17 protein-coding genes are annotated in these 21,919 nt (G+C 58.5%); 11 read left to right on the top strand and 6 right to left on the bottom strand.

Annotation, left to right across the window (positions count from 1 at the left end):
• The first annotated feature begins 123 nt into the window (after positions 1 to 123).
• On the top strand, positions 124 to 2,304 hold the full coding sequence (gene selD, locus ACP15F_RS08610; RefSeq protein WP_424940398.1) for a selenide, water dikinase SelD: 2,181 nt from the start codon (positions 124 to 126) through the stop codon (positions 2,302 to 2,304).
• On the opposite strand, the gene mnmH is transcribed toward selD, so the two are convergent.
• Entirely contained in the window at positions 2,285 to 3,340 is a 1,056-nt protein-coding gene (mnmH, locus tag ACP15F_RS08605) for a tRNA 2-selenouridine(34) synthase MnmH (RefSeq protein WP_424940397.1), read from the bottom strand. The two genes, selD and mnmH, sit on opposite strands and share 20 nt — an antisense overlap.
• Before the next feature lie 172 nt (positions 3,341 to 3,512).
• Here mnmH and ACP15F_RS08600 point away from each other — a divergent pair, with 172 nt between their 5' ends.
• The 3 genes from ACP15F_RS08600 (at position 3,513) to ACP15F_RS08590 (ending at position 6,911) form a co-directional block, all read left to right on the top strand.
• Positions 3,513 to 4,760, top strand: coding sequence for a hypothetical protein (locus ACP15F_RS08600; protein WP_424940396.1), 1,248 nt, complete (start codon positions 3,513 to 3,515; stop codon positions 4,758 to 4,760).
• A gap of 11 nt (positions 4,761 to 4,771) precedes the next feature.
• Positions 4,772 to 5,506 (top strand): hypothetical protein, encoded by a 735-nt coding sequence (locus tag ACP15F_RS08595; protein WP_424940395.1) that lies wholly within the window; start codon positions 4,772 to 4,774, stop codon positions 5,504 to 5,506.
• A gap of 154 nt (positions 5,507 to 5,660) precedes the next feature.
• Complete coding sequence (locus ACP15F_RS08590; RefSeq protein ID WP_424940394.1) at positions 5,661 to 6,911, top strand: imelysin family protein; 1,251 nt, start codon at positions 5,661 to 5,663, stop codon at positions 6,909 to 6,911.
• Positions 6,912 to 6,965: 54 nt separating this feature from the next.
• Here ACP15F_RS08590 and ACP15F_RS08585 read toward each other — a convergent pair whose 3' ends face one another.
• Positions 6,966 to 8,078 carry a CaiB/BaiF CoA transferase family protein gene (locus ACP15F_RS08585; protein ID WP_424940393.1) on the bottom strand — a complete coding sequence of 371 codons (1,113 nt, stop codon included), beginning with the start codon at positions 8,076 to 8,078 and terminating at the stop codon, positions 6,966 to 6,968.
• A gap of 8 nt (positions 8,079 to 8,086) precedes the next feature.
• Complete coding sequence (locus tag ACP15F_RS08580) at positions 8,087 to 8,668, bottom strand: cupin domain-containing protein (protein WP_424940392.1); 582 nt, start codon at positions 8,666 to 8,668, stop codon at positions 8,087 to 8,089.
• Positions 8,669 to 8,804: 136 nt separating this feature from the next.
• Between ACP15F_RS08580 and gabT the strand changes: the two genes are divergently transcribed.
• The 3 genes from gabT to ACP15F_RS08565 all read left to right on the top strand — a co-directional run bounded on the left by gabT (position 8,805) and on the right by ACP15F_RS08565 (position 15,018).
• On the top strand, positions 8,805 to 10,100 hold the full coding sequence (gene gabT / locus ACP15F_RS08575) for a 4-aminobutyrate--2-oxoglutarate transaminase (protein WP_424940391.1): 1,296 nt from the start codon (positions 8,805 to 8,807) through the stop codon (positions 10,098 to 10,100).
• A 3-nt stretch (positions 10,101 to 10,103) separates the two neighbouring features.
• The gene (locus ACP15F_RS08570; RefSeq protein ID WP_424940390.1) at positions 10,104 to 11,315 is read left to right on the top strand and encodes an acyl-CoA dehydrogenase; all 1,212 of its coding nucleotides are present in this window, start codon (positions 10,104 to 10,106) and stop codon (positions 11,313 to 11,315) included.
• Positions 11,316 to 11,427: 112 nt separating this feature from the next.
• Positions 11,428 to 15,018, top strand: coding sequence for a hydantoinase B/oxoprolinase family protein (locus ACP15F_RS08565; RefSeq protein WP_424940389.1), 3,591 nt, complete (start codon positions 11,428 to 11,430; stop codon positions 15,016 to 15,018).
• 47 nt (positions 15,019 to 15,065) lie between these two features.
• Here ACP15F_RS08565 and ACP15F_RS08560 read toward each other — a convergent pair whose 3' ends face one another.
• Complete coding sequence (locus ACP15F_RS08560; protein WP_424940388.1) at positions 15,066 to 16,040, bottom strand: zinc ABC transporter substrate-binding protein; 975 nt, start codon at positions 16,038 to 16,040, stop codon at positions 15,066 to 15,068.
• 76 nt (positions 16,041 to 16,116) lie between these two features.
• Between ACP15F_RS08560 and ACP15F_RS08555 the strand changes: the two genes are divergently transcribed.
• From ACP15F_RS08555 to ACP15F_RS08540, 4 genes are read left to right on the top strand one after another with little or no spacing between them, the layout of a single operon-like run.
• A complete protein-coding gene (locus tag ACP15F_RS08555; protein WP_424940387.1) occupies positions 16,117 to 16,605 on the top strand; it encodes a Fur family transcriptional regulator in 489 nt (162 codons plus the stop codon).
• The gene (locus tag ACP15F_RS08550) at positions 16,602 to 17,381 is read left to right on the top strand and encodes a metal ABC transporter ATP-binding protein (RefSeq protein ID WP_424940386.1); all 780 of its coding nucleotides are present in this window, start codon (positions 16,602 to 16,604) and stop codon (positions 17,379 to 17,381) included. The genes ACP15F_RS08555 and ACP15F_RS08550 overlap by 4 nt, the downstream gene beginning before the upstream one ends.
• Positions 17,371 to 18,168 (top strand): metal ABC transporter permease, encoded by a 798-nt coding sequence (locus tag ACP15F_RS08545; protein WP_424940385.1) that lies wholly within the window; start codon positions 17,371 to 17,373, stop codon positions 18,166 to 18,168. The genes ACP15F_RS08550 and ACP15F_RS08545 overlap by 11 nt, the downstream gene beginning before the upstream one ends.
• A 12-nt stretch (positions 18,169 to 18,180) precedes the next feature.
• Complete coding sequence (locus ACP15F_RS08540; RefSeq protein WP_424940384.1) at positions 18,181 to 19,047, top strand: phosphate acyltransferase; 867 nt, start codon at positions 18,181 to 18,183, stop codon at positions 19,045 to 19,047.
• Between the two features lie 3 nt (positions 19,048 to 19,050).
• On the opposite strand, the gene pta is transcribed toward ACP15F_RS08540, so the two are convergent.
• Positions 19,051 to 20,055, bottom strand: a complete 1,005-nt coding sequence (gene pta, locus ACP15F_RS08535; RefSeq protein WP_424940383.1) for a phosphate acetyltransferase — start codon at positions 20,053 to 20,055, stop codon at positions 19,051 to 19,053.
• An 87-nt stretch (positions 20,056 to 20,142) separates the two neighbouring features.
• A complete protein-coding gene (gene xsc, locus ACP15F_RS08530; RefSeq protein WP_424940382.1) occupies positions 20,143 to 21,918 on the bottom strand; it encodes a sulfoacetaldehyde acetyltransferase in 1,776 nt (591 codons plus the stop codon).
• Position 21,919 lies beyond the last annotated feature (1 nt).

The following is a 21,919-nucleotide window of genomic DNA, read 5'->3' as shown; positions in this document are numbered from 1 at the left end:
AAAATACTGGCAATGCTGATTTTGAGATCAGTGAAAGTGTCGCGTTCTTGTGAAAGGTTCGGTGGTGGTCAACGCGCCCTCATTCGGCTATCGCGGTGGGCAGAGATTTAAAGGTAACCCATCATGCTTGCGCAGCCCGTCCTGACTAAAGATCTTGTGTTGATTGGTGGCGGCCATGCCCATGCGCTTGTCCTGCGGATGTGGGGAATGAAGCCATTGCCTGGCGCTCGGTTGACGCTGATCAACCCGGCCCCGACCGCGCCCTATTCCGGTATGCTACCCGGCCATATCGCAGGCCATTATACGCGCGAAGCATTGGACATTGATCTGGTAAAGCTTGCTCGGTTTGCAGGCGCGCGCTTGGTGATTGGCCACGCGACAGAGATCGACCCAGTGGCGCGGACGGTTGTGATAGATGGGCACCGGCAGATCGGGTATGACATCGCGTCCGTCGATGTAGGTATTCATGCGCAGATGCCGAATATCCCGGGCTTCTCAGATCATGCCAGTGGGGCGAAGCCATTGGACGTGTACGCGGCGCGGTGGCAGGCTTTCTTGCACGCGGTGGCCGCGGGCGAAAAGCTGCCTCATGTGGCGGTGATCGGGGCTGGTGTGGCCGGAGTCGAGCTTGCCTTGGCGATGGCCCATGCACTTGGGGACGAGAGGGACACCAAGGTGCATTTGATCGAGGCCGGGCCAGATATCACTGCCCGCGCCAAAGCAGCCCAAGGCCCTTTGCGGGCGGCGCTGCGCGATTTTGGGGTAGAGTTGCACGTGAATATCTCGGTCGCACGGATCGCAGCGGACCATGTGGAACTAGCGGATGGCAGCAAGTTGGACAGCCGGTTCACCGTCGGCACGGCCGGGGCCTTTGCCCATGGTTGGTTGCAAGACAGCCCACTGCCACTGACGCCGGACGGATTCATTCCGGTCGGTCCGGACTTTCGGGTGCCGGGGCAGGAGGGTCTGTTTGCCGTCGGGGATTGCGCCGAGATGCTGCACGATCCCCGTCCGAAAGCCGGAGTGTTCGCGGTACGTGCGGCGCCGGTGTTGGCCCACAATCTGCGCGCGGCGCTGACGGGCGGCACCATGCGCCCCTTCAAACCGCAACATGACTATTTGAAACTGATCTCGTTGGGTGGAAAACGAGCCTTGGCCGAGAAATGGGGGCGTGCGGTCACGCTGCCTGGGTTGTGGCGCTGGAAGGATCGTATCGACCAAAAATTCATGGAGAAGTTTCGCCATCTGCCCTTGATGACGCCCGCGCCGGTGAAAGGCGAGCAGGCATTGGGCGGGGATGAGTGTGATGCGGCTCCGCTCTGTGGTGGGTGCGGGTCGAAAGTGGCGCCAGGAAGCCTGTCACATGCGCTGTCCAAGCTGGATCAAACCCTGCCGGAAGAAATTCTGACCGGACCCGGAGATGATGCCGCAGTGATGCGGGTCGGAAATGCGCTTCAGGTTCTGACTACGGACCACCTGCGTGCATTCACGGATGATCACGGTGTGTTGGCCCGTATCGCAGTGAACCACGCAATGGGGGATATCTGGGCGATGGGGGCGCAGCCGAAAACCGCGATGCTATCTGTCATCCTTCCCCGCATGAGCGCGCAACTTCAGTCCCGTACGATGGATGAAATACTGGCACAGGTTGCTGCGCTCCTTGACGATGAACAAGTCGCATTGATTGGCGGGCATTCCAGCATGGGGGCTGAGATGACGATCGGCGTGTCGATGACTGGCGTGCTGCCTGACGGGGTACAGGCCCTGACCACTGCCGGGGCGCAGCCGGGCGATCACCTGATCCTGACGCGCCCAATCGGGTCCGGCACGGTGTTAGCCGGCGAGATGCAGGGACGCGCGGACGGGCGCAATGTGGCGCAGCTGATGCAGCAAATGATGCGCTCTCAAGGGGACGAGGCACGGATCCTGCGCCCTCATGCCAGCGCAATGACAGATGTCACCGGGTTCGGGCTGGCGGGGCATTTGATGGCGATCTGTCGTGCGTCAGGCGTGTCGGCTGAATTGGATCTGTCAGCCCTTCCGACCTATCCGGGGGCTGAAGCGCTGGCGGACGCAGGCGTTCGGTCAACGATCCATGCGGCAAACAGAGATGCGGCCCCGGCCACCGGTGCGGGCGGCGCCAAAGGTGTGTTACTGCACGATCCTCAGACAGCTGGCGGTTTTCTGGCCACCGTGCCCCAGCAGAATGTGCAAATTGTGTTGGAGGCGTTTATGGCGGACGGACTGCAGGCGTTTGACATTGGTCAGTTGCAGGCCGGACCTGCTAGCATTCGCTGCCGCTAGTTTGCGCAATAAGGTTCTCAGCCGTTGCCCTCAGTGTGGCATCCGACAAATCGGACAACTCAATGTGCGTGGGCTTCGGAGCATCCTTGCGGGTAATGCGTCGATAGCGCGGATCGTAATGCACCTCGATCAACCCTGCCGCCAGAGTTTGCATATCCCTGCTGCCTGCCAACGCGTGCCAAAGGTCGATCTGTTCGCGCCCGTGATAGGGGACAAGTTGCTCCAGAATGTCTTCCAAACGGGATGGATCATCAATCAGGTCGGCATAGTCTCGGGCCAGATGAGCCGCGCGGGCGGGCAGGGGGGCTGACAGTGCAAACCGGGGTGCGCGGATCATTTTCTGCCACAAGCTGGGCGGCACGATAAGTCGTCCGATCTTATTGCTTTCGGCCTCGACGAAGACAGGGCGGGTCGGATCAAACCTGCCCAAAGCCATGGCCACTTGGCTTTCAAACCACTTTTGGCTGGGTTGCGCCGGGCCGACCAACCCGAAAAGGGATCCGCGATGGCTGGCCATATCTTCAAGGTCCAACACTTGGGCGCCGGCCTTTGCCAGTGCTTCAAGCAGCCGGGTCTTGGCGGTGCCAGTGCCTCCGTCAATCAACACGAGCTGATGCGGAAGCGGGGCATCATAGAGAAGCGATTTTACAAGACGGCGATAGGATTTATAGCCACCTTCCAGCTGCTGCGCGCGCCAACCGATTTGCGACAGGATTGACACGACAGAGCCGGACCGCTGCCCGCCGCGCCAGCAATAGACGACGGGCTTCCAGCTTCCCGGGTGCTCGGCTAGCTGTGTCTCCAGATGGGTCGCAACGTTGCGCGCAACCAAGGCCGCCCCGATTTTGCGTGCTTTGAACGGACTGTCTTGAACATAGATCGTGCCAACGTGGGCGCGTTCCGTGTCGCTGAGGGCAGGCAGGTTGATGGCTCCAGGGATATGGTCTTCGGCAAATTCGGACGGTGCACGCACGTCGATGATGTCGTCCACATCCAGCGCTGAAAGATCTGCCAACAAGTCGAGTTTCAGCACCATCCGCGTCCTCTAGGTTCTGCCATACTGGTGGTAAACCAGACTGTTGCCCGGCGCCAGACCGTTAAAATGCGGAAAACTTTCAATTTCTGGGACGAATCTTTTGAAAGCCGCCGGGGGCAGGGGCTATGCTGTATTCAATTGTTAGAAATATTCAGGAAGGATGGGCTGCAACATGACGAGATCTGAGACGTCATACACCAAACTTCGCATGTCTCGATTTGGCGCTTTTCTTGGCGGTGTCGGGCTGTCGTTGGCGATGGCAACCAGCGCACAGGCGGAAACTCGATACGAGGTTGTTAAAAGAGACTCTGGTAGTTGTTCGGTCATTTTTGAACCGCGCGCTCAGACCTCTGATAATGCGCCTTTGCTTGTGGCGACATACCGGAAAGCCGGGAAACGAGGCTTTGTTTCGCTTGATGTGACTGGGGCCGAGGAGTGGGAAAGGATACAGTTTGTACATCGCAATCAGCGTAACAAGTTCACTGGCTTCTTTGAGATTAGGCCAAGGAACCTTAACGCCGAACCGCTTTGGGCTGCTCTTCAGGGGAATGACGAGGATGCTCCGTTGTTCCACCTGACCGGGCGCGCCGGTGATGGAGAGTTTCACTCGGCCGCATATTCAAGCCTGACGTCAGAGATAATTGCCGCGGCCCTTGCCAATGAATGTGGGGCCAAGGGTGGCCCATTTAAACCCAGCGAAATCGGCAGCCTCGAAGAAGAAGAGGCATTGGGACTGAAGCCACGTGAGATCCGACACATACGGTGGGTATTGAACCGGAAGTACTCGGACGTGGACGAAGTTCGCCAGGGTGCAATCACAAATCGAGAGAGAGGTATGCTGGCAAAATATGCTTCAGCAAATGGGTTGGAGCCTTCACGTTACTTGAATGAAGGCCTTGCAAGGCTGTTGCTAGATGAAAGCTTCAAGCAGAAACGTAAGGATCTTCGCGGAGAACCAGGTTTCAAGCGTTTCCAAGACTGGATTAGCTATGATGATGTCGAAAGCGGCACCTGTGCCATCGTCAGCTATGCGAAGCGCACCCAAGGATTCAAAACTTACGCGTTGCCGCGGATGGAAATCCATGCTGATCCAGCGGCGCGCGGAAACTCGCTGTTCTTTGATTTCGTAACACCGAACCGGTTCAACAATGACTTTCCGATCACTGCGACTGTGGATGGTCGCAAGATCCGACTGCATATTGAAGATGGGCGTGTACGCCCCAAAGATCTGAGGAACGGGTTTGCATCGTCTGAAATCGTGCGGGCCATTCGTCGCGGGAAAGAGATTGTCATTCGTGGGACCGGCCTGAATGGAAAAGCCAAGCATGTCGTTCGGTTCTCGGCATTGGGCTTTACCGCGGCGTTCAACAAGATGTCCTATGATTGTGATCGCCCCAGAATTCGCGAGTGGTTGAGATAAGGATGAAGCCTATGAAACATATGACCCCAAAACTCCTTCGTTTCTCCGCGCTGTTGACATTTGTCGGCGCTGTCGGCTTTGGCCTTCCAGCTCAGGCGCAGCCGAAAAGTTTGTTTGGATTGACAATTGTTGCAGATGTCAGCGGTGATGCGCAGAACATGACAGCGCGTTCTGCACAACGATTGGTGCGTGGTATTAAGGAACAACTTGGCGATAGTTGGGCTCAAGTTGATCTGTCACTTGTTGCCTTTGGTAACGGGTTGGATACCCGTGTGGATCGGCTTGGAAGGGTGAAGCCGGGCCAGATTAAAGAGCTGCTTGACGGTTATGAACCTGAGGCGTCGGCACCGGATGAGCCAGTTCTGCTGGCCCTTCATTCAACTGTCCGTAGGCTAAAGGAATATCCTGCCGGCCAGATGATTATTGTGCTGGCAGGTGGTGATTTACGGAATTCTGGGCCAGATGATAGCAGCCTGGACAGACCGAAAGTTAAATTTCTCAACAATACGCGTGTGATGCTGATAAAAGCGACGCCCGAGGGTGGACGCGATTTGCGTACACTAGGTGAAGGTCTTGAGCGCAGGGCAGAAAGCGTCACAGTTCTACGTTTCGGAAAAGATGACCGCGCCCGAAAACGCGCTGTGAACCAGATCAATCAGGCGCTGGAAGACTATGTTCAGAACGCGGTGCGCAGTGGAGCCATTCCCGAAATACTAGGAGCACCGGCAAACGCCGGATCAGATTAACATCTCATAAGCAGTCAGAAAAACCCGGCCGATTTGGCCGGGTTTTTTCATTTGCAGACGAAGAAATATAAACCTGATAAAAATACTAAGGTTTATCTTTACCTGACAAAAAGACTTTGTTAATTGATCTGGGATTGAAACTTATGAGGTTCCCATGATCCGCAAATCCCTTCTGGCCATATGTGTCGCCGGAATTTCCGCTCACGCCGCTTTTGCTGTCACTCCTGAAGAGGTCGTGACAAACTATGCAGACATCGCCTTGGCTGGGTACGAAGACAGTCTGACCACTGCAAATGCACTGAAGGTGGCTGTTGATGCATTGGTCGCTGCCCCTTCGGACGCTACCTTGGGTGCTGCCAAGCACGCCTGGCTGGCAGCCCGCATACCCTACCAACAGACCGAAGCCTTCCGTTTTGGTAATCCTACGGTTGATGACTGGGAGGGCAAGGTAAACGCCTGGCCTCTGGATGAAGGTCTTATCGACTACATCGCCAGCGATTATGGCGCGAACGACGAAAACCCGTTCTCGACAGTAAATATCATTGCAAATGCCAAGCTGAATGCTGGAGGGGCGTTGATCGACGCAACGACCATTACGCCGGACCTTCTTGAAAGCCTGCACGAGCTCGAAGGGATTGAGGCAAACGTGGCCACGGGCTATCACGCCATTGAGTTCCTGCTGTGGGGGCAAGACCTGTCGGGCACCGATCATGGCGCGGGTATGCGTCCGGCGTCAGATTTTAACACGTCAAATTGCACCGGGCGCAATTGTGACCGCCGTGCTCAGTACCTGATTGCGGCAACCGATCTTTTGATCTCGGATCTGGAAGAAGCGGTTGCGAACTGGTCAGAAGGCGGGCAGGGCCGCACCGATGTGACAACGGATGCCGGTCAGGGTGTCACAATGGCGCTGACTGGAATTGGATCGCTGTCTTATGGAGAACAAGCAGGCGAGCGTATGAAACTCGGCCTTCTGTTGAATGACCCGGAAGAAGAGCATGACTGCTTCTCGGACAATACCCACAATTCGCATTACTTCGACGGACTAGGTATTCGCAACGTCTATACCGGTCGCTATGTCCGCATCGATGGATCCGTTGTCGAAGGCGCATCGCTGTATGATTTGGTGAAGGCCGCCGACGGCGCGTTGGCGGACAACTTGCTGGGCGACATGAATGAAACCATGATTGCGTTGGGCGATATTCGCACGGCGGCCGAAGCGGGTACCTCTTATGACCAGATGCTGGGTGCGGGACATCCGGGCGGTGCGCTGGTTCAGAATGCGATTGACCGTCTGGTGGATCAGACCCGCAACATTGAACGCGCAGTTGCTGTGGTCGGTGCAGGAGAAATCGCGGTCGAGGGGTCGGACAGCTTGGACAACCCAACAGCTGTGTTCCAGTAGGATCAGCCGGAAGAGGTGCAGGGGGGCAGGCGTGTTGCGTCTGCCCCCTATTTGTTAGCTCTTGTCCTTGGGGAGTGTGGGGGCTGAGCGGTCCAGCTTCAACTCGGCATCCGAGAACACCCAAGGCCCCCGCACGCCGGGCACCCCCTCGGGCGTGATCTGCATTCCACGATGCAGGATCTGGGGGTTCTGGAAGGTCTGTTCCATCGTGTTGATCGGTCCGGCGGGGACGGTCGCCTCTTCCAGTGCAGCCAGGATGTCGGCCATAGTCCAGTTCGACAGAGCGCCCTCGATGGCTGGGGTCAGCGCATCGCGATGGGCCACGCGGTCCGAGTTCGTGCCGAACCGCGCATCAGACGCCAAATCCTCGCGCCCGATTACGCCGCAGAACCGCTGAAACTGCCCGTCATTGCCAACTGCCAGAATGATATGCCCATCTTTCACCGGGCAAACCTGATAGGGGGCGATGTTCGGGTGCTCGTTCCCCAACCGATTGGGGCTGTTGCCAGTTGCCAGATAGTTCATCGCCTGATTGGCCATCAGCGCAGTGGCGCAGTCCAGAAGGCTCATGTCCACATGCTGCCCGCGCCCAGTGCGGTGACGTTGTTCGACAGCCGCCAGAATGCCGATCGTCCCGTATAGCCCGGTGACAATATCCGTGATCGCAACGCCAACCTTCTGCGGTTGCCCCGCCGGATCACCCGTCACCGACATCAGTCCCGACAGACCTTGCAGCAGGAAGTCATAGCCTGCGCGCTTTGCCCATGGCCCATCCTGTCCAAATCCAGTGACCGAGCAATAGATCAAGCGCGGGTTCAGCTTCGATAGGCTGTCATAATCCAGCCCGTACTTTGCCAGTCCACCGACCTTGAAGTTCTCAACCAGAATGTCAGCGTCCTTGATCAACTCGCGCACTTTTTCCTGACCCTCGGGCGTGCGAAAATCGGCGGTGATCACGTCTTTGCCCCGGTTGGCGCAGTAGTAATAGGCGGCGGTCTTGTCGCCGTCACGTTCGATGAAGGGTGGGCCCCACGTGCGGGTGTCATCGCCCGTTTCGGCCTCGACCTTCACCACATCCGCGCCCAAGTCGGCCAGAGATTGGCCGATCCAAGGCCCGGCCAGAATGCGCGCGAGTTCTACGACTTTCAGTCCTTCAAGCGGGTGCATGGCAGCTCCTATAGGTATGGTGGGGTACAGGCCGAGATGATGCGTGCAGGCCGGTCCGAGATGTTGCGAAAGCGATGTGGCTCGCGCGAGTTGAACAGATAGGAATCGCCCGTTTTCAACACGCGGGTTTCTTCGCCCACAGTTATTTCCAATTCGCCCTCGATCACGATGCCGCCTTCGTTGGCTTCATGTTCAATCATGGTTTCGCCCGTGTCGGCACCGGGTTCATAGAATTCCTGTAGCACCTGAAGCCCGTGCGCTTTGGCGTCGCCCACCTGTTTGATGGTGATCATCCGTTGGGCCGCTTCGTTGTCCTGATACAGTGCCGAGGTCAGGTCGCGCAACTCGGCTGGTGTGAAGAACACTTGCTGGGTTGCGGGAGCTTCGGGCTCAAAAAACTCGGACATCGACATGTGAAGTCCGCCCAAAATCTTGCGCAAGCTTGCAACGGAAGGCGACGAGTGGTTGCGTTCGATCATCGAGATCTGGCCGTGTGGTACACCGGCAGCTTCTGCCAACTGCCTTTGAGATAAGCCAAATTGCTGCCTTAGCTCTTTCAGGCGGGTGCCTACATCAAACTCATCATGCATAACTGACCCCCTTTGCCAGTACCCGTCCGGGTCCGTGGCGAGTCTCTGCTTTTCCATATCTTGCGCAAAATTTTGATAGCATTGCTCAAGATTTTGCGCAATATGAAGCGGAATCAAATTTTGTCTGGGGGTTCGCATGTCGAATACAGAAGCTCTTATGACCCGCCGCACAGATGCGGTGGCAAACGGTGTTGCCACCCGTGGCATCTATGCTGCGCGCGCCGAGAACGCGGAACTGTGGGATGTTGATGGCAAACGCTTCATCGACTTCGCTGCAGGGATTGCGGTGAACAATACCGGTCACCGTCACCCGAAAGTGATGGCTGCCGTAGCCGAACAGGCCGAGGCCTTCACCCACACCTGTTTCCACGTCGCCCCTTACGAAGGCTACGTGTCGCTGGCCGAGCGTCTGAACGCTGCCACGCCAGGTGATTTCAGCAAGAAGACCATGATGGTGACCACCGGTGCTGAAGCGGTTGAGAACGCCGTGAAGATGGCGCGTGCTTATACGGGTCGTTCGGGCGTGATTGCATTCTCAGGCGCCTTCCACGGACGCACCCTGATGGGCATGGCGCTGTGCGGCAAGGTGAACCCTTATAAGAAAGCCTTTGGTGCGATGCCGCCGGAAGTTCTGCACGCTCCATTCCCGAACGCCTTCCACGGCGTGTCGGTCGAACAGTCGCTGGCCGTGCTGGACAACATGCTGAAAAGCTCGATTGATCCCGAGCGCGTCGCCGCGATGATCATCGAACCCGTACAGGGCGAGGGTGGCTTTAACATTGCCCCGCCCGAGTTCCTGAAAGCGATCCGCGCCATCTGTGACGAACACGGCATTGTCCTGATTGCGGACGAAGTTCAGGCAGGTATCGCGCGGACCGGCAAAATGTTTGCCTTCGATCATGCTGGTGTTGCTGCCGATCTGGTGACCATGGCAAAGGGTCTGGCTGGGGGCTTCCCGCTCTCAGCGGTCACTGGCCGGGCCGAGATCGTCGATGCCGCCCCCGCTGGTGGCATCGGCGGTACTTACGCCGGCAACCCGCTGGCTGTCGCTGCCTCGCACGCCGTTCTGGACGTAATCGACGAAGAGAAACTCTGTGATCGCGCCACTGAGATCGGTGAAAAGATCAACGCTCGCCTGACCGATATTGCGGCCCGTCAGGGCATGGAAGCCATCGGCGATGTGCGTGGTCTGGGCGCAATGGTAGCCTTTGAGCTGGTTACCGACCGCGAAACAAACGCACCCGATGCTGCCCTGACCATGGCCATCGTGGCCGAGGCAGAAAAGCGCGGTCTGATCATCCTGCCTTGCGGCACCCGTGGTAACGCCGTACGCCTGTTGCCGCCTCTGACTGTTCCGGCTGACCAGCTGGACGAAGCCCTTGATATTCTGGAAGCTTCCATCGAAGCCTCCATCAACGCGAAAGGAGCCTGAGACATGGCCGATCTTGCCCCTCAATCCCGCCCCGAACTGTCAAGCTTCAACTGGGAAGACCCCTTCCTGCTGGAAGACCAGTTGAATGAAGACGAACGCATGATCCGCGACGCGGCCAAGGCCTATTGCGCCGAGAAACTGGCCCCGCGCGTCACCGAAGCCTATGCGACCGAAACCACCGACCCGGAAATCTTCGCCGAGATGGGCGAGATGGGCCTGCTGGGCACCACCATCCCCGAGGAATATGGCGGCATCGGAGCCGGCTATGTGACCTACGGTCTGGTTGCGCGCGAAGTTGAGGGCATCGACAGCGGCTATCGCTCGATGATGTCGGTGCAGTCGTCCTTGGTGATGTACCCGATTTACGCCTATGGCTCGGAAGAGCAGCGCAACAAGTATCTGCCGAAATTGGCCTCGGGCGAGTGGATCGGTTGTTTTGGCTTGACCGAACCGGATGCGGGCTCGGACCCCGGCAGCATGAAAACCACGGCCAAGAAGGTCGATGGTGGCTATGTTCTGAACGGCTCGAAAATGTGGATATCGAACGCGCCGATCGCGGATGTGTTCGTGGTCTGGGCCAAGTCGGATGCCCATGGCGGCAAGATCCGTGGCTTCGTGTTGGAAAAAGGCATGAAGGGCCTGTCCGCACCGAAAATCGAAAACAAGCTGAGCCTGCGTGCGTCGATCACCGGCGAGATCGTTCTGGACGGCGTGGAAGTGTCGGAAGACGCGCTGCTGCCCAACGTGGAAGGGCTGAAAGGTCCGTTCGGCTGCCTGAACCGCGCACGTTACGGCATCGCTTGGGGGGCTATGGGCGCTGCAGAAAGCTGCTGGCACGCTGCGCGTCAGTACGGTCTGGACCGTAAACAGTTCGGCAAACCGCTGGCACAAACCCAGCTGTTCCAACTGAAACTCGCCAACATGCAGACCGAGATTTCGCTGGGCCTGCAAGCCGCGCTGCGCGTTGGCCGTCTGATGGATGAAGCCAAAGCCGCACCCGAGATGGTCTCGATCATCAAGCGCAACAACTGCGGCAAGGCGTTGGAAATTGCCCGTCACGCCCGTGATATGCATGGTGGCAACGGCATCTCGCTGGAGTTCAACGTCATCCGCCACATGGTGAACCTGGAAACGGTCAACACCTATGAAGGCACTCATGACGTGCACGCTCTGATCCTTGGTCGTGCACAGACCGATCTTCAGGCGTTCTTCTGATCGCTGAATAATCCAATAAAAGGGGCGTCCTTCGGGGCGCCCTTTTGCGTCTGCCCGATTGACATTTCGGGGCCCATGCCTGACCTCTGTCTGACGGATCAGGGAGGCGCCAATGTCGGACAGCAAGTGGGAGTTCTGGGTGGATCGTGGCGGCACGTTCACCGACATTGTAGCGCGTGACCCTGATGGTGGTCTGCAAAGCCATAAGCTGTTGAGTGAAAACCCCGAACGCTATCGCGACGCTGCTGTTCAAGGCATCCGCGAGCTTTTGGGGGTGGTGGCGGATCAGGCGATTCCGGACGGGGCGATTGCCTCGGTCAAGATGGGAACGACGGTCGCGACCAACGCGCTTTTGGAGCGTAAGGGTGACGACACGTTGCTTCTGATCACCAAAGGCTTCGGGGATTTGCTGCGCATCGGCTATCAAACCCGCCCACGCCTGTTTGATCTGCATATCAAACGTCCCGATCTGCTCTATGCGGCGGTCGAAGAAGTGGACGAGCGACTGGACGCGGACGGAAATGTCCTGCGTGCTGTTGATGAAGATGCTGTACGTGCCCTGTTGCAGCACCATTTTGATGCAGGCATTCGCGGCGTCGCAATCGCCTTCCTGCATGGCTATCTGAACCCCGTTCATGAAGCGCAGGTGGCTAAAATCGCACGGGACATTGGATACACACAGGTGTCCGAAAGCCATGCGGTCTCGCGCCTGTCCAAACTGGTCAGTCGGGGTGATACGACAGTTGTCGACGCCTATCTGTCGCCGATCCTGCGCCGCTATGTGGAACAGGTTGCGGGGGCGCTCGATATTGGCACCGCCTGTGATCGGTTGCTCTTTATGCAGTCCAATGGCGGTCTGACCGATGCGGCGATGTTTCAGGGCAAAGACGCGATTCTGTCCGGCCCTGCAGGTGGCATCGTCGGCATGGTCAAAACGGGTGAAGTTGCCGGTTATGACCACCTGATTGGGTTCGACATGGGTGGCACATCGACTGATGTCAGCCACTATGCGGGCAGCTATGAGCGCAGTTTCGAGACCGAGGTTGCGGGCGTCCGCATGCGTGCGCCGATGATGGATATTCATACGGTCGCGGCAGGCGGCGGCTCAATCTGTCAATTCCGCGATGGCCGCTTTCAGGTCGGGCCGGAAAGTGCCGGCGCCAATCCCGGACCGGCGGCGTACCGACGCGGTGGGCCGCTGACGGTCACCGATTGCAACGTTATGCTGGGCCGTCTGCAACCCGCCCATTTCCCGCATGTTTTTGGCTCGAATGGTGATCAACCACTGGACGCTGATGTTGTGCGCCAGAAATTCGAAACCCTCGCGCATCAAATCGCGGAAGAGACCGGCCAAACCGCTCAGTCGCCCGAGGACGTGGCCCGTGGTTTTCTGCGCATTGCCGTCGACAATATGGCTAACGCGATCAAGAAAATCTCGGTCGAGCGCGGCCATGATGTGACCCGATATGTGCTGCAATGCTTTGGCGGGGCAGGGGGGCAACACGCCTGTTTGGTCGCCGATGCGTTGGGTATGAAATCTGTGTTTCTGCATCCCTTCGCTGGCGTACTGTCTGCATACGGCATGGGGCTGGCCGAGATCCGCGCCTTGCGGCAGGAACAGTTCGATGCGGCGCTTGATGCGCTGGGTGAAGCATCATCACGTTTGCAGGCTTTGGCTACGGAAGCAGAAGCTGAAGTCGCCAAGCAGGGCGTCACCGACATTCAAATCGAACGCATCGCGCATTTGCGCTATGACGGCTCGCATCAAGCGCTTGGGGTGCCGTTTGGCGATGCTGCCCAGATGCGAGCGGACTTTGAAGCGGCACATGAGGCACGCTTTGGTTTCCACTCGCCCGAACGTGCAATCTTGTTCGAGGTGCTGGCGGTCGAGGCCATCGGAGTATCGGGCGAAGCTCCGCGTGGGCATGTGACCAGTGGGGATGATCAGCCCGACGACAAAGTGCAACTCTGCACTGAAGAGGGCTGGCAAGATGTGCCACTCTATGACCGTGGGAACCTGTCGGCAGACGCCCGCATTTCCGGCCCCGCGATCGTCCGCGAACCCACTGGCACCAACATGATCGAACCGGGCTGGCAGGCGCGGCAGGACGCGCATGGCAACCTGATCCTTGAACGAGTTGAGGCGCTTACCCGTGCCCATGCGGCGGGGACAGATGTGGACCCGGTGTTGCTGGAAGTCTTCAACAACCTCTTCATGTCGGTGGCCGATCAGATGGGGGCGACGTTGGCCAATACTTCTTGGTCGGTGAACATCAAGGAGCGGCTGGATTTCTCTTGCGCGATCTTTGACGCATCTGGCGATCTGGTCGCGAACGCACCGCATGTGCCGGTGCATCTGGGTTCGATGTCCGACAGCATCCGCACAGTGATGCGCGACAACGAAGGTACGGTGAAGCCGGGCGACGCGTTTGTGCTGAACAGCCCCTTTAATGGGGGTACGCACCTGCCAGATGTGACCGTGGTGACGCCTGTCTTTGTGGACGACAGCATCGCTTTCTGGCTGGGGTCACGTGGCCACCATGCCGACATCGGGGGGCGCACGCCGGGCTCGGGTCCGCCTGACAGTACGCATATCGAGCACGAAGGCGTGTTGATCGAGAATACGCGATTGGTTGCTGAAGGGCAGCTGCTGGAAGAGGATATGCGCGCGCTGCTGGCTTCGGGCCGGTATCCGTGCCGCAACATCGACCAGAATATGGCGGATCTAAAAGCGCAGGTCGCCGCGAACGAAACCGGACGACAAGCCTTGCTGGGCGTGGTCGATCACTATGGTTTGGATATTGTGCAGGCCTATATGGGCCATGTGCAGGCAAATGCCGAAGAAAGCGTGCGCCGTGTGATTGATCGGCTGCGCGATGGGGCGTTCAGCTATCCGATGGATGGCGGGTCTGAAATTCGCGTCACCGTCAGTGTCGATAAAGCCACGCGTTCTGCCACGGTTGATTTTACGGGCACGTCGGATCAACAAGTGGGCAACTACAACGCGCCCTTGTCGATCAGCCGCGCGGTGGTGCTTTACGTCTTCCGCACACTGGTAGGCGCGGACATTCCTCTGAACGAAGGCTGTCTGGCGCCGCTGAATATTATCGTCCCCGAAGGTTCGATGCTGAACCCGCGCTATCCGGCGGCGGTGATCTCTGGAAACACTGAGGTCAGCCAAGCCGCCTGCAACGCGCTTTACGGCGCGCTTGGGGTGATTGCAGGGTCGCAGGGAACGATGAACAATTTCATCTGGGGCAATGATGATTTCCAGAACTATGAAACCATCGCCGGCGGCACCGGGGCCGGGCCGGGGTTTGACGGCTGCGATGGCGTGCAAAGCCACATGACCAACACCCGCATGACCGATCCGGAGATCCTTGAAAAACGCTTCCCTGTGCGGCTCGAGGCGTTCTCGCTGCGCGCCGGGTCCGGTGGCGCAGGACAGTGGCGTGGCGGTGGCGGGGTGGTGCGGCGTCTGCGGTTCCTTGAGCCTGTAACCGTCACGACGCTCAGCTCTCACCGCGTTGTACCACCGTTCGGAGGCGACGGCGGTGCGCCCGGACAGGTGGGGGTGAACACAGCCGAGAAAGCTGACGGTACCCGCATCCCGATGCCGGGAAATGGCGAGGTTGCGCTGGATCCCGGCGATCTATTCGAAATGTGCACACCCGGAGGGGGCGGCTGGGGCAAACCAGCCTGATCCCTGAAGCAAAAGAGACCGGGCGCCGCGTTGGCGCCCGTTTCTGTTTACTTGCCTTCCAAGCAGCTGGCGATTGTGTCGGCTGTTGCCCACATCAGGTTTTCATACAGCATTGGTCCGATGTCTTGGGTCGCGCCGCCGGGGTCCAAAACTGCTGTACCGACATCTGTATTCTTAGCCAGTTCCTGCACCTGAGATGTGCCCTGCGCGGGCTCTGAGAAGATGCATGAGACGTCGCCATGTTCGATTTTCTCGGCAATCTCGTTCAGTTGCGCGGCCGAGGGCGGTGCCGCATCCGTTTCGCGGATCGCACCCAGACTGTTCAGGCCGTAGTGATCCGAAAAATAGCCAAGTGCATCGTGGAACAGAATGAACCCCTTGCCTTGAACTGGAGCAAGTCGCGTTTGAATGCGGCTGTCTAATGCGGCGATGCCTTCTTGCGCCTTGTGGGCGTTTTCGTGGTACCGCTCGGCATTCTCGGGATCCAACTCGGATAGTTCTTCAGCGATGGCTTCAATCCAGACCTGCGCGTTATGGGGTGACAGCCATGCATGCGGGTCAACACCTTCGACATGCGCGGCGTGATCGTGGTCGTCATGATCATCGTGATCATGATCATCATGCGTTTCATGCGCGTGTCCATGATCGTGGTCGGCATGTTCCTCGTGATCGTCGTCGTGGTCATGACCACCTTCGCGTAGTATCGTGCCTGGCTCGGATAGCAGCGCCAAGCTGTGATCCAGCGACGCGCCCGCAATGGCGCGTTCAAGCCACGGCGTCATGGCCGGGCCAACCCAGATCAGAAGATCGGCATCCGACAGCGACCGCATTTGCGACGGACGCATCTGAAAACCGTGCGGGTCTGCGCCTTGCGGCAGCAACAGCTCAGGTGCGCCTAGGCCCTCCATCACCTGTGAGGCAAGTGAATGGATCGGTGCGAAATCGGTCACGACTTTTGGTGTTTCCGCCATCAGCAAGGATGGGGCAAAGCACAGCGCAATCGCGGTGCGGATCAATGTCATCGGGGCTTGCTCCAGTTTGTGTAATGTTATATCATTTACAAAAGGTGATAATATTACACAACACAGGTGTCAACCCATGTCGGATCCCGCCAGCGCGTTCCACAATCATGACCATTCAACCTGCGCCAGCGAAGCGCTGACTCGCGCCGAGGGGATTTGCCGAGAGGCAGGGGCGCGATTGACGCCTGTACGTCGGCGTGCGTTGGAAATTCTTCTGGAAGAACACCGCGCTATGGGGGCGTATGATGTGCTGGAACGCCTTTCCGAAGATGGGTTCGGAAGTCAGCCGCCTGTCGCCTATCGCGCCTTGGAATTCCTTGTGGATCAGGGGCTTGCACACCGAATCCGGCGTTTGAATGCCTTCACGGCCTGCACCACATTTGAATGCGATCACGCCCCTGCCTTCTTTATTTGCAGAACATGCAAGGCCGTGGCCGAGATCCCGGCAACGACCCTGCGTTCATTGATTGATGAAGCCGGCGCGAAGCTAGGCTTTGCCGTCGAGCGTGCCAATGTCGAGGCATTGGGCCTGTGCCCATCCTGCCAGGATGAGGCGCACTCATGACCCTGATCGAGGCCAAGGGGCTGACGGTCCGCCACGGCGCACAGCTTGTGCTGGACAAAGTCGACATATCGGTCGCGCCGGGCGAGATCGTTACCATCGTAGGCCCCAACGGGTCAGGCAAGACGTCGCTTCTACGTGCGTTGCTGGGACTGACGCCGTCCAAAGGCAAGATCCAGCGTAAGGTCGGTCTGGTCGTCGGGTACGTACCGCAGAAACTCGCGCTGGACCCAACACTGCCACTGCCTGTGCGCACATTCCTGAACCTGCCCAAGTCTCATAAACCTGACCGGATTTCGGACATGCTGGAGCGCGTGGGGGTGCCGGGGATCGAAACGCGCCAAGTGGCGGACCTGTCCGGAGGCCAGTTGCAGCGCGTTCTTTTGGCGCGCGCGCTGCTGGAAAAGCCCGATATCCTGATCCTAGACGAGCCGACGCAAGGTCTGGACCAAATGGGCGAGGCCGGGTTCTATCGCTTGATTGAGGATGTCCGGCGCGACACAGGAGTTGCTGTCTTGATGGTCTCGCATGATTTGCATGTGGTGATGAGCGCCTCGGATCGGGTGATTTGCCTGAACGGGCATATCTGCTGCGAGGGCAAGCCACATGTGGTGCAGAATGCGCCAGAATATCGCGCGCTGTTTGGCCATGGGACGCAAGGCGCACTGGCGTTGTATCAGCATGCGCATGACCACGATCATGACTGCGCACATGATCACACCCATGATCACACCCACCATCACGGTGCACCCGAGGACGAGGTTGAACATGTTGGATGATTTCCTTGTACGTGCGGTGCTGGCCGCGTTCGGCCTGTCCATCGCAACAGGCCCATTGGGGGCGTTTGTTGTATGGCGGCGGTTGGCCTATTTCGGGGATGCGACGGCGCACGCGGCCATTCTGGGCGTTGCCCTTGCGCTGATCTTTTCGCTGCCGATCAGCCTTGGTACATTGGTTGTCGCTTTGGCCATGGCCGGTGCGATCAGTTGGATGATGGCGCAAGGTCAGTCGCCAGACAGCGGGCTTGGTGTGCTGTCCTTCGGGGCGCTTGCCACAGGGCTGGTCGCAATCTCGTTTGTGCCCAATGTCCGGGTCGATCTGTCCGCCTATCTGTTCGGAGACATTCTGACGGTCACGCGCTCTGATCTTGTGCTCATCTGGGGAGGTGCGGCATTGATTGCCGCCGTTATCGCGTGGCGTTGGTCAAAATTGTTGTTGTCTACACTCAGCGCTGACTTGGCGGCTGCTTCTGGGGTGAACCCACATCGCGAAAGCCTTGTCATCACGGTGTCCATTGCGTTGGTTGTGGCCGTGTCTTTGAAGGTCGTGGGCGCACTGTTGGTGTCGGCCATGTTGATTATCCCGGCCACCGCCGCGCGCCGCGTTTCGACGTCTCCTTTGCAAATGGTGATCGCCGCCGTTCTGGTCAGCTGGGCCGCTAGCGGGGCAGGGCTTTGGGCGTCACTTCGGTTGGATACACCCGCCGGGCCATCCATCATTGTCGCAGCAGCGTTGATCTTTGTGCTGACAACCGGGTATAGGACGATCCGCACCCCAACCGCTTGATAGGACAGCTTCATGACGGCCACGCTGGATCGCGCCTTCGAGATCGCCGCAAAGCGAAAGCCGCGCGTTGTCTTTCCCGAAATGGAAGATCCCCGCATTTCAGAAGCTGCGGCACGACTGCATGCTGATGGACTGGCGCAGCCAGTTGCGCTTGTCGAGCTTTCTGATCATCACGTTGACGCACTGACAACAACCCGCGCGATGCGTAGCTCGATTGCCAAGCGGCTGTTGCATCGGCCCTTAATGCGGGCAGCTGCCATGGTCGCGACCGGCGAAGCGGATCTGATGGTGGCGGGTGCCATCGCTCCCACCCGCCGCGTGATCGAAGCAGCGTCGATGGTGATCGGGCTGGAGGAGGGTATCCAAACACCGTCGAGCTATTTCCTAATGGTTCTTCTCGATGGGCAGGAGTTTGTCTTCGCCGACTGCGCGGTAAACGTGTCTCCGACATCTCAGGAACTGGCGGATATCGCCAATGCGAGCGCCAAGACGGCGAAGTCTCTTCTGGGGCGTGCTGATGTGGCGCTTCTGTCCTTTTCGACAGGGTATTCCGGAACAGGCGAGGCCGTCGAGAAAGTGCGCGAGGCCGCCGAAATCACGGGCTTCCCCGGGCCGGTTCAGGCCGATGCGGCATTGGATATGATGACAGCGCAGAAGAAACAGGCGGGCATGAATAATCGCGCCAATGTGCTGGTGTTTCCTGATCTTGATGCCGGCAATATTGCCTATAAGTTAATGGTGCAACTGGCGGGGGCCAAAGCCTATGGCCCAATCTTGCAAGGCTTCCGCAAACCAATTTGTGATCTAAGTCGCGGCGCCACCGTAGATGAGATCGTCGCCGCGACAGTTCTGTCGATTGCAGGCTCGAACGGGCAGTGACCCTTATTCGGTGTCGCTGGCTTGTGCGGCTGTGACGGCAATCATGTGCAAGATATCCTCGGATGAACATCCGCGCGACAGGTCATTGGCCGGTTTGGCCAAACCCTGAAGGATGGGTCCAATCGCCTCGGCCCCACCCATGCGTTGGGCGATCTTATAGGCGATGTTTCCGCTTTCCAGATTGGGAAAGATGAAGATATTTGCGTTTCCGTGAAGAGGGCTATCCTCGGCTTTGCGCGCAGCGACGTCCGGTACGAAGGCTGCGTCGAACTGAAGCTCGCCATCGATTATCAGATCTGGCGCACGGGTGCGGGCAGTTTCGGTCGCGGTTACGACTTTCGACACGGCGTCATGTTCCGCACTCCCCCGCGTCGAGAACGACAGCATCGCAACGCGAGGTGTTTCCCCGGTCAGGCGTTCGAAGGAATTCGCCGAGCTGAGGGCGATCTGAGCCATTTCGTCGGCGGACGGATCAACTACCAGACCGCTGTCAGCGAAGATCATCGCGCCCTTGCGATCGTGATGCTCTTTGCAGAACAGCATCAGAAAGAAAGACGAAACAAGTTTTGTGTCTGGTTTGGTCCCGATGATCTGAATGGCCGCGCGTACGATGTCGGCTGTGGTCGCAACCGCCCCGCCAACAGTGCCGTCAGCGTGGCCGGATTTCACCAACAGAGCCGCAAAAACATGGGGCAAATCCACGGCGACTTGCGCGTCTTCAAGCGTCACACCTTTGTGCTTTCGCAAGCTGTGATACAGCGTGGCCAGTTCGTCGCGAAGTGGCGAGATTGCCGGATCGTGGATTTCGATTGCATCTTGAATATCAAGGCCTTGCGCGTCGAACTCTGCCTGGATTGCGGCTTTGTCGCCGACAAGGCCGATGCGTGCAATGCCTTGCGCGACAGCTTGATACCCGGCTGCAACGGCACGAGGATCGCTACCTTCGGACAGGATGATCCGCAGGTTGGTGCGGGCCGCGTTTTTCAGAAGGGTCTCAAGCGGTTTCATTAGGGCCTCGGGGTCAAGGGACGGGGAGTCGAATAGTTCTCGGCCAAATGTCCGGGCGCGAGGGATCCCGCGCCCGGAATGATGCGATCAGACTTGCTGAGGCTTCATGTCGTCTTTGCTGATGCCCGCGACTTTGACGGGTTTTTTCATCGCGTCGCGACGGAAGGGTTCACCAAGTTCCTGGTTGATCATAGCTTCGATCAGGGTGGTGATGCCGTTCTTTTGGTCCTTCACGGCTTGGTCCAGCGCATCTGTCAGCTCGTCCATGGTGCGGGCGACAACGCCTTTCAAACCACAGGCGTTGGCGATGCCAGCGTAGGATACCTGCTGGTCCAGCTCGGTGCCCACGAAGTTGTCGTCAAACCACAGGGTCGAGTTACGCTTCTCGGCGCCCCACTGATAGTTGCGGAAGACAACCTGCGTTACGGCGGGCCATTCCTCGCGGCCGATGGCGGTCAGCTCGGTGACTGCGATGCCGAAAGCACCGTCGCCCGAGAAGCCAACCACAGGCACGTCCGGGCAGCCGATCTTGGCGCCAACAACCGCTGGCAGGCCATAGCCACAGGGGCCGAACAGGCCGGGCGCCAGATACTTGCGGCCCTCGTCGAACGACGGATAGGCGTTGCCGATGGCGCAGTTGTTGCCGATGTCGGACGAGATGATCGCCTCTTTCGGCAGGGCAGACTGGATTGCACGCCACGCCATGCGGGGGCTCATCCATTCGGGCTTGTCAGCACGCGCACGTTCGTTCCAGGTGGTGCCGGGATCGTCGTCCTCGTGGGTCATCGAGCTGAGCTGCTGCGCCCATGCGGATTTCTTCTGCGCGATGTTGGCTTTGCGTTCGTCGCGACCCGCGTCGCCAGCGGTATCCGATAGTTGTTCCAGAATGCCATTGGCCACTTTGGCTGCGTCGCCAATGATGCCAACCGACACTTTCTTAGTCAGGCCAATGCGGTCGGGGTTGATGTCGACCTGGATGATCTTGGCGTCCGAAGGCCAGTATTCCATGCCATAACCCGGCAGGGTCGAGAACGGGTTCAGGCGGGTGCCAAGGCACAGCACCACGTCCGCTTCCTTGATCAGCTCCATGCCCGCTTTCGAGCCGTTATATCCCAAGGGACCAGCAAACAGCGGGTGCGAACCAGGGAAGGCGTCGTTGTGCTGATAGCCAACGCAAACCGGGGCATCCAGACGCTCGGCCAGCGCTTTCGAGGCTTCGATGCCGCCCTTCGACAGAACAACACCAGCACCGTTCAGGATGACCGGGTTCTTGGCCTCTGAGATCAGCTTGGCGGCTTCGGTCACCGCATCCGCGCCACCCGAGGGGCGTTCGAATTCAACAATCGCCGGAAGCTCGATGTCGACGATCTGAGTGAACATGTCGCGCGGAATGTTCAGTTGCGCCGGTGCCGAGGCGCGCTTGGCGTTCATGATGACACGGTTCAGAACCTCAGCCACACGTGCTGGATCGCGGACCTCTTCCTGATAGGCCACGCAGTCAGCAAACATGCGCATCTGTTCCATTTCCTGGAAACCACCCTGACCAATGGTCTTGTTGGCCGCCTGCGGGGTGACCAGCAGAAGCGGGGTGTGGTTCCAATAGGCAGTCTTCACAGCGGTCACGAAGTTGGTGATGCCCGGGCCGTTCTGCGCGATCATCATCGACATCTTGCCGGTCGCACGGGTATAGCCGTCGGCCATCATGCCGCCTGATCCCTCATGGGCACAGTCCCAGAAGGTGATGCCCGCATCGGGGAAAATGTCCGAAATCGGCATCATGGCTGACCCGATAATGCCAAAAGCATGTTCGATCCCATGCATCTGAAGCACTTTTACGAACGCTTCTTCCGTGGTCATTTTCATT

The sequence above is a fragment of the Aliiroseovarius sp. S253 genome (genome assembly GCF_049800855.1).
Classification (GTDB): Bacteria; Pseudomonadota; Alphaproteobacteria; order Rhodobacterales; family Rhodobacteraceae; genus Aliiroseovarius.
The sequence above is the reverse complement of the archived record's forward strand: the minus strand, read 5'-3'. Positions and strand labels throughout refer to the sequence as shown.

What these genes read in the sequence shown, in the direction of transcription:
- selD (WP_424940398.1), top strand. Translation starts at nt 124, where the DNA reads ATGCTTGCGCAGCCCGTCCTGACTAAAGATCTTGTGTTGATTGGTGGC.
- mnmH (WP_424940397.1), bottom strand. Translation starts at nt 3,340, where the DNA reads ATGGTGCTGAAACTCGACTTGTTGGCAGATCTTTCAGCGCTGGATGTG.
- ACP15F_RS08600 (WP_424940396.1), top strand. Translation starts at nt 3,513, where the DNA reads ATGACGAGATCTGAGACGTCATACACCAAACTTCGCATGTCTCGATTT.
- ACP15F_RS08595 (WP_424940395.1), top strand. Translation starts at nt 4,772, where the DNA reads ATGAAACATATGACCCCAAAACTCCTTCGTTTCTCCGCGCTGTTGACA.
- ACP15F_RS08590 (WP_424940394.1), top strand. Translation starts at nt 5,661, where the DNA reads ATGATCCGCAAATCCCTTCTGGCCATATGTGTCGCCGGAATTTCCGCT.
- ACP15F_RS08585 (WP_424940393.1), bottom strand. Translation starts at nt 8,078, where the DNA reads ATGCACCCGCTTGAAGGACTGAAAGTCGTAGAACTCGCGCGCATTCTG.
- ACP15F_RS08580 (WP_424940392.1), bottom strand. Translation starts at nt 8,668, where the DNA reads ATGCATGATGAGTTTGATGTAGGCACCCGCCTGAAAGAGCTAAGGCAG.
- gabT (WP_424940391.1), top strand. Translation starts at nt 8,805, where the DNA reads ATGTCGAATACAGAAGCTCTTATGACCCGCCGCACAGATGCGGTGGCA.
- ACP15F_RS08570 (WP_424940390.1), top strand. Translation starts at nt 10,104, where the DNA reads ATGGCCGATCTTGCCCCTCAATCCCGCCCCGAACTGTCAAGCTTCAAC.
- ACP15F_RS08565 (WP_424940389.1), top strand. Translation starts at nt 11,428, where the DNA reads ATGTCGGACAGCAAGTGGGAGTTCTGGGTGGATCGTGGCGGCACGTTC.
- ACP15F_RS08560 (WP_424940388.1), bottom strand. Translation starts at nt 16,040, where the DNA reads ATGACATTGATCCGCACCGCGATTGCGCTGTGCTTTGCCCCATCCTTG.
- ACP15F_RS08555 (WP_424940387.1), top strand. Translation starts at nt 16,117, where the DNA reads ATGTCGGATCCCGCCAGCGCGTTCCACAATCATGACCATTCAACCTGC.
- ACP15F_RS08550 (WP_424940386.1), top strand. Translation starts at nt 16,602, where the DNA reads ATGACCCTGATCGAGGCCAAGGGGCTGACGGTCCGCCACGGCGCACAG.
- ACP15F_RS08545 (WP_424940385.1), top strand. Translation starts at nt 17,371, where the DNA reads ATGTTGGATGATTTCCTTGTACGTGCGGTGCTGGCCGCGTTCGGCCTG.
- ACP15F_RS08540 (WP_424940384.1), top strand. Translation starts at nt 18,181, where the DNA reads ATGACGGCCACGCTGGATCGCGCCTTCGAGATCGCCGCAAAGCGAAAG.
- pta (WP_424940383.1), bottom strand. Translation starts at nt 20,055, where the DNA reads ATGAAACCGCTTGAGACCCTTCTGAAAAACGCGGCCCGCACCAACCTG.
- xsc (WP_424940382.1), bottom strand. Translation starts at nt 21,918, where the DNA reads ATGAAAATGACCACGGAAGAAGCGTTCGTAAAAGTGCTTCAGATGCAT.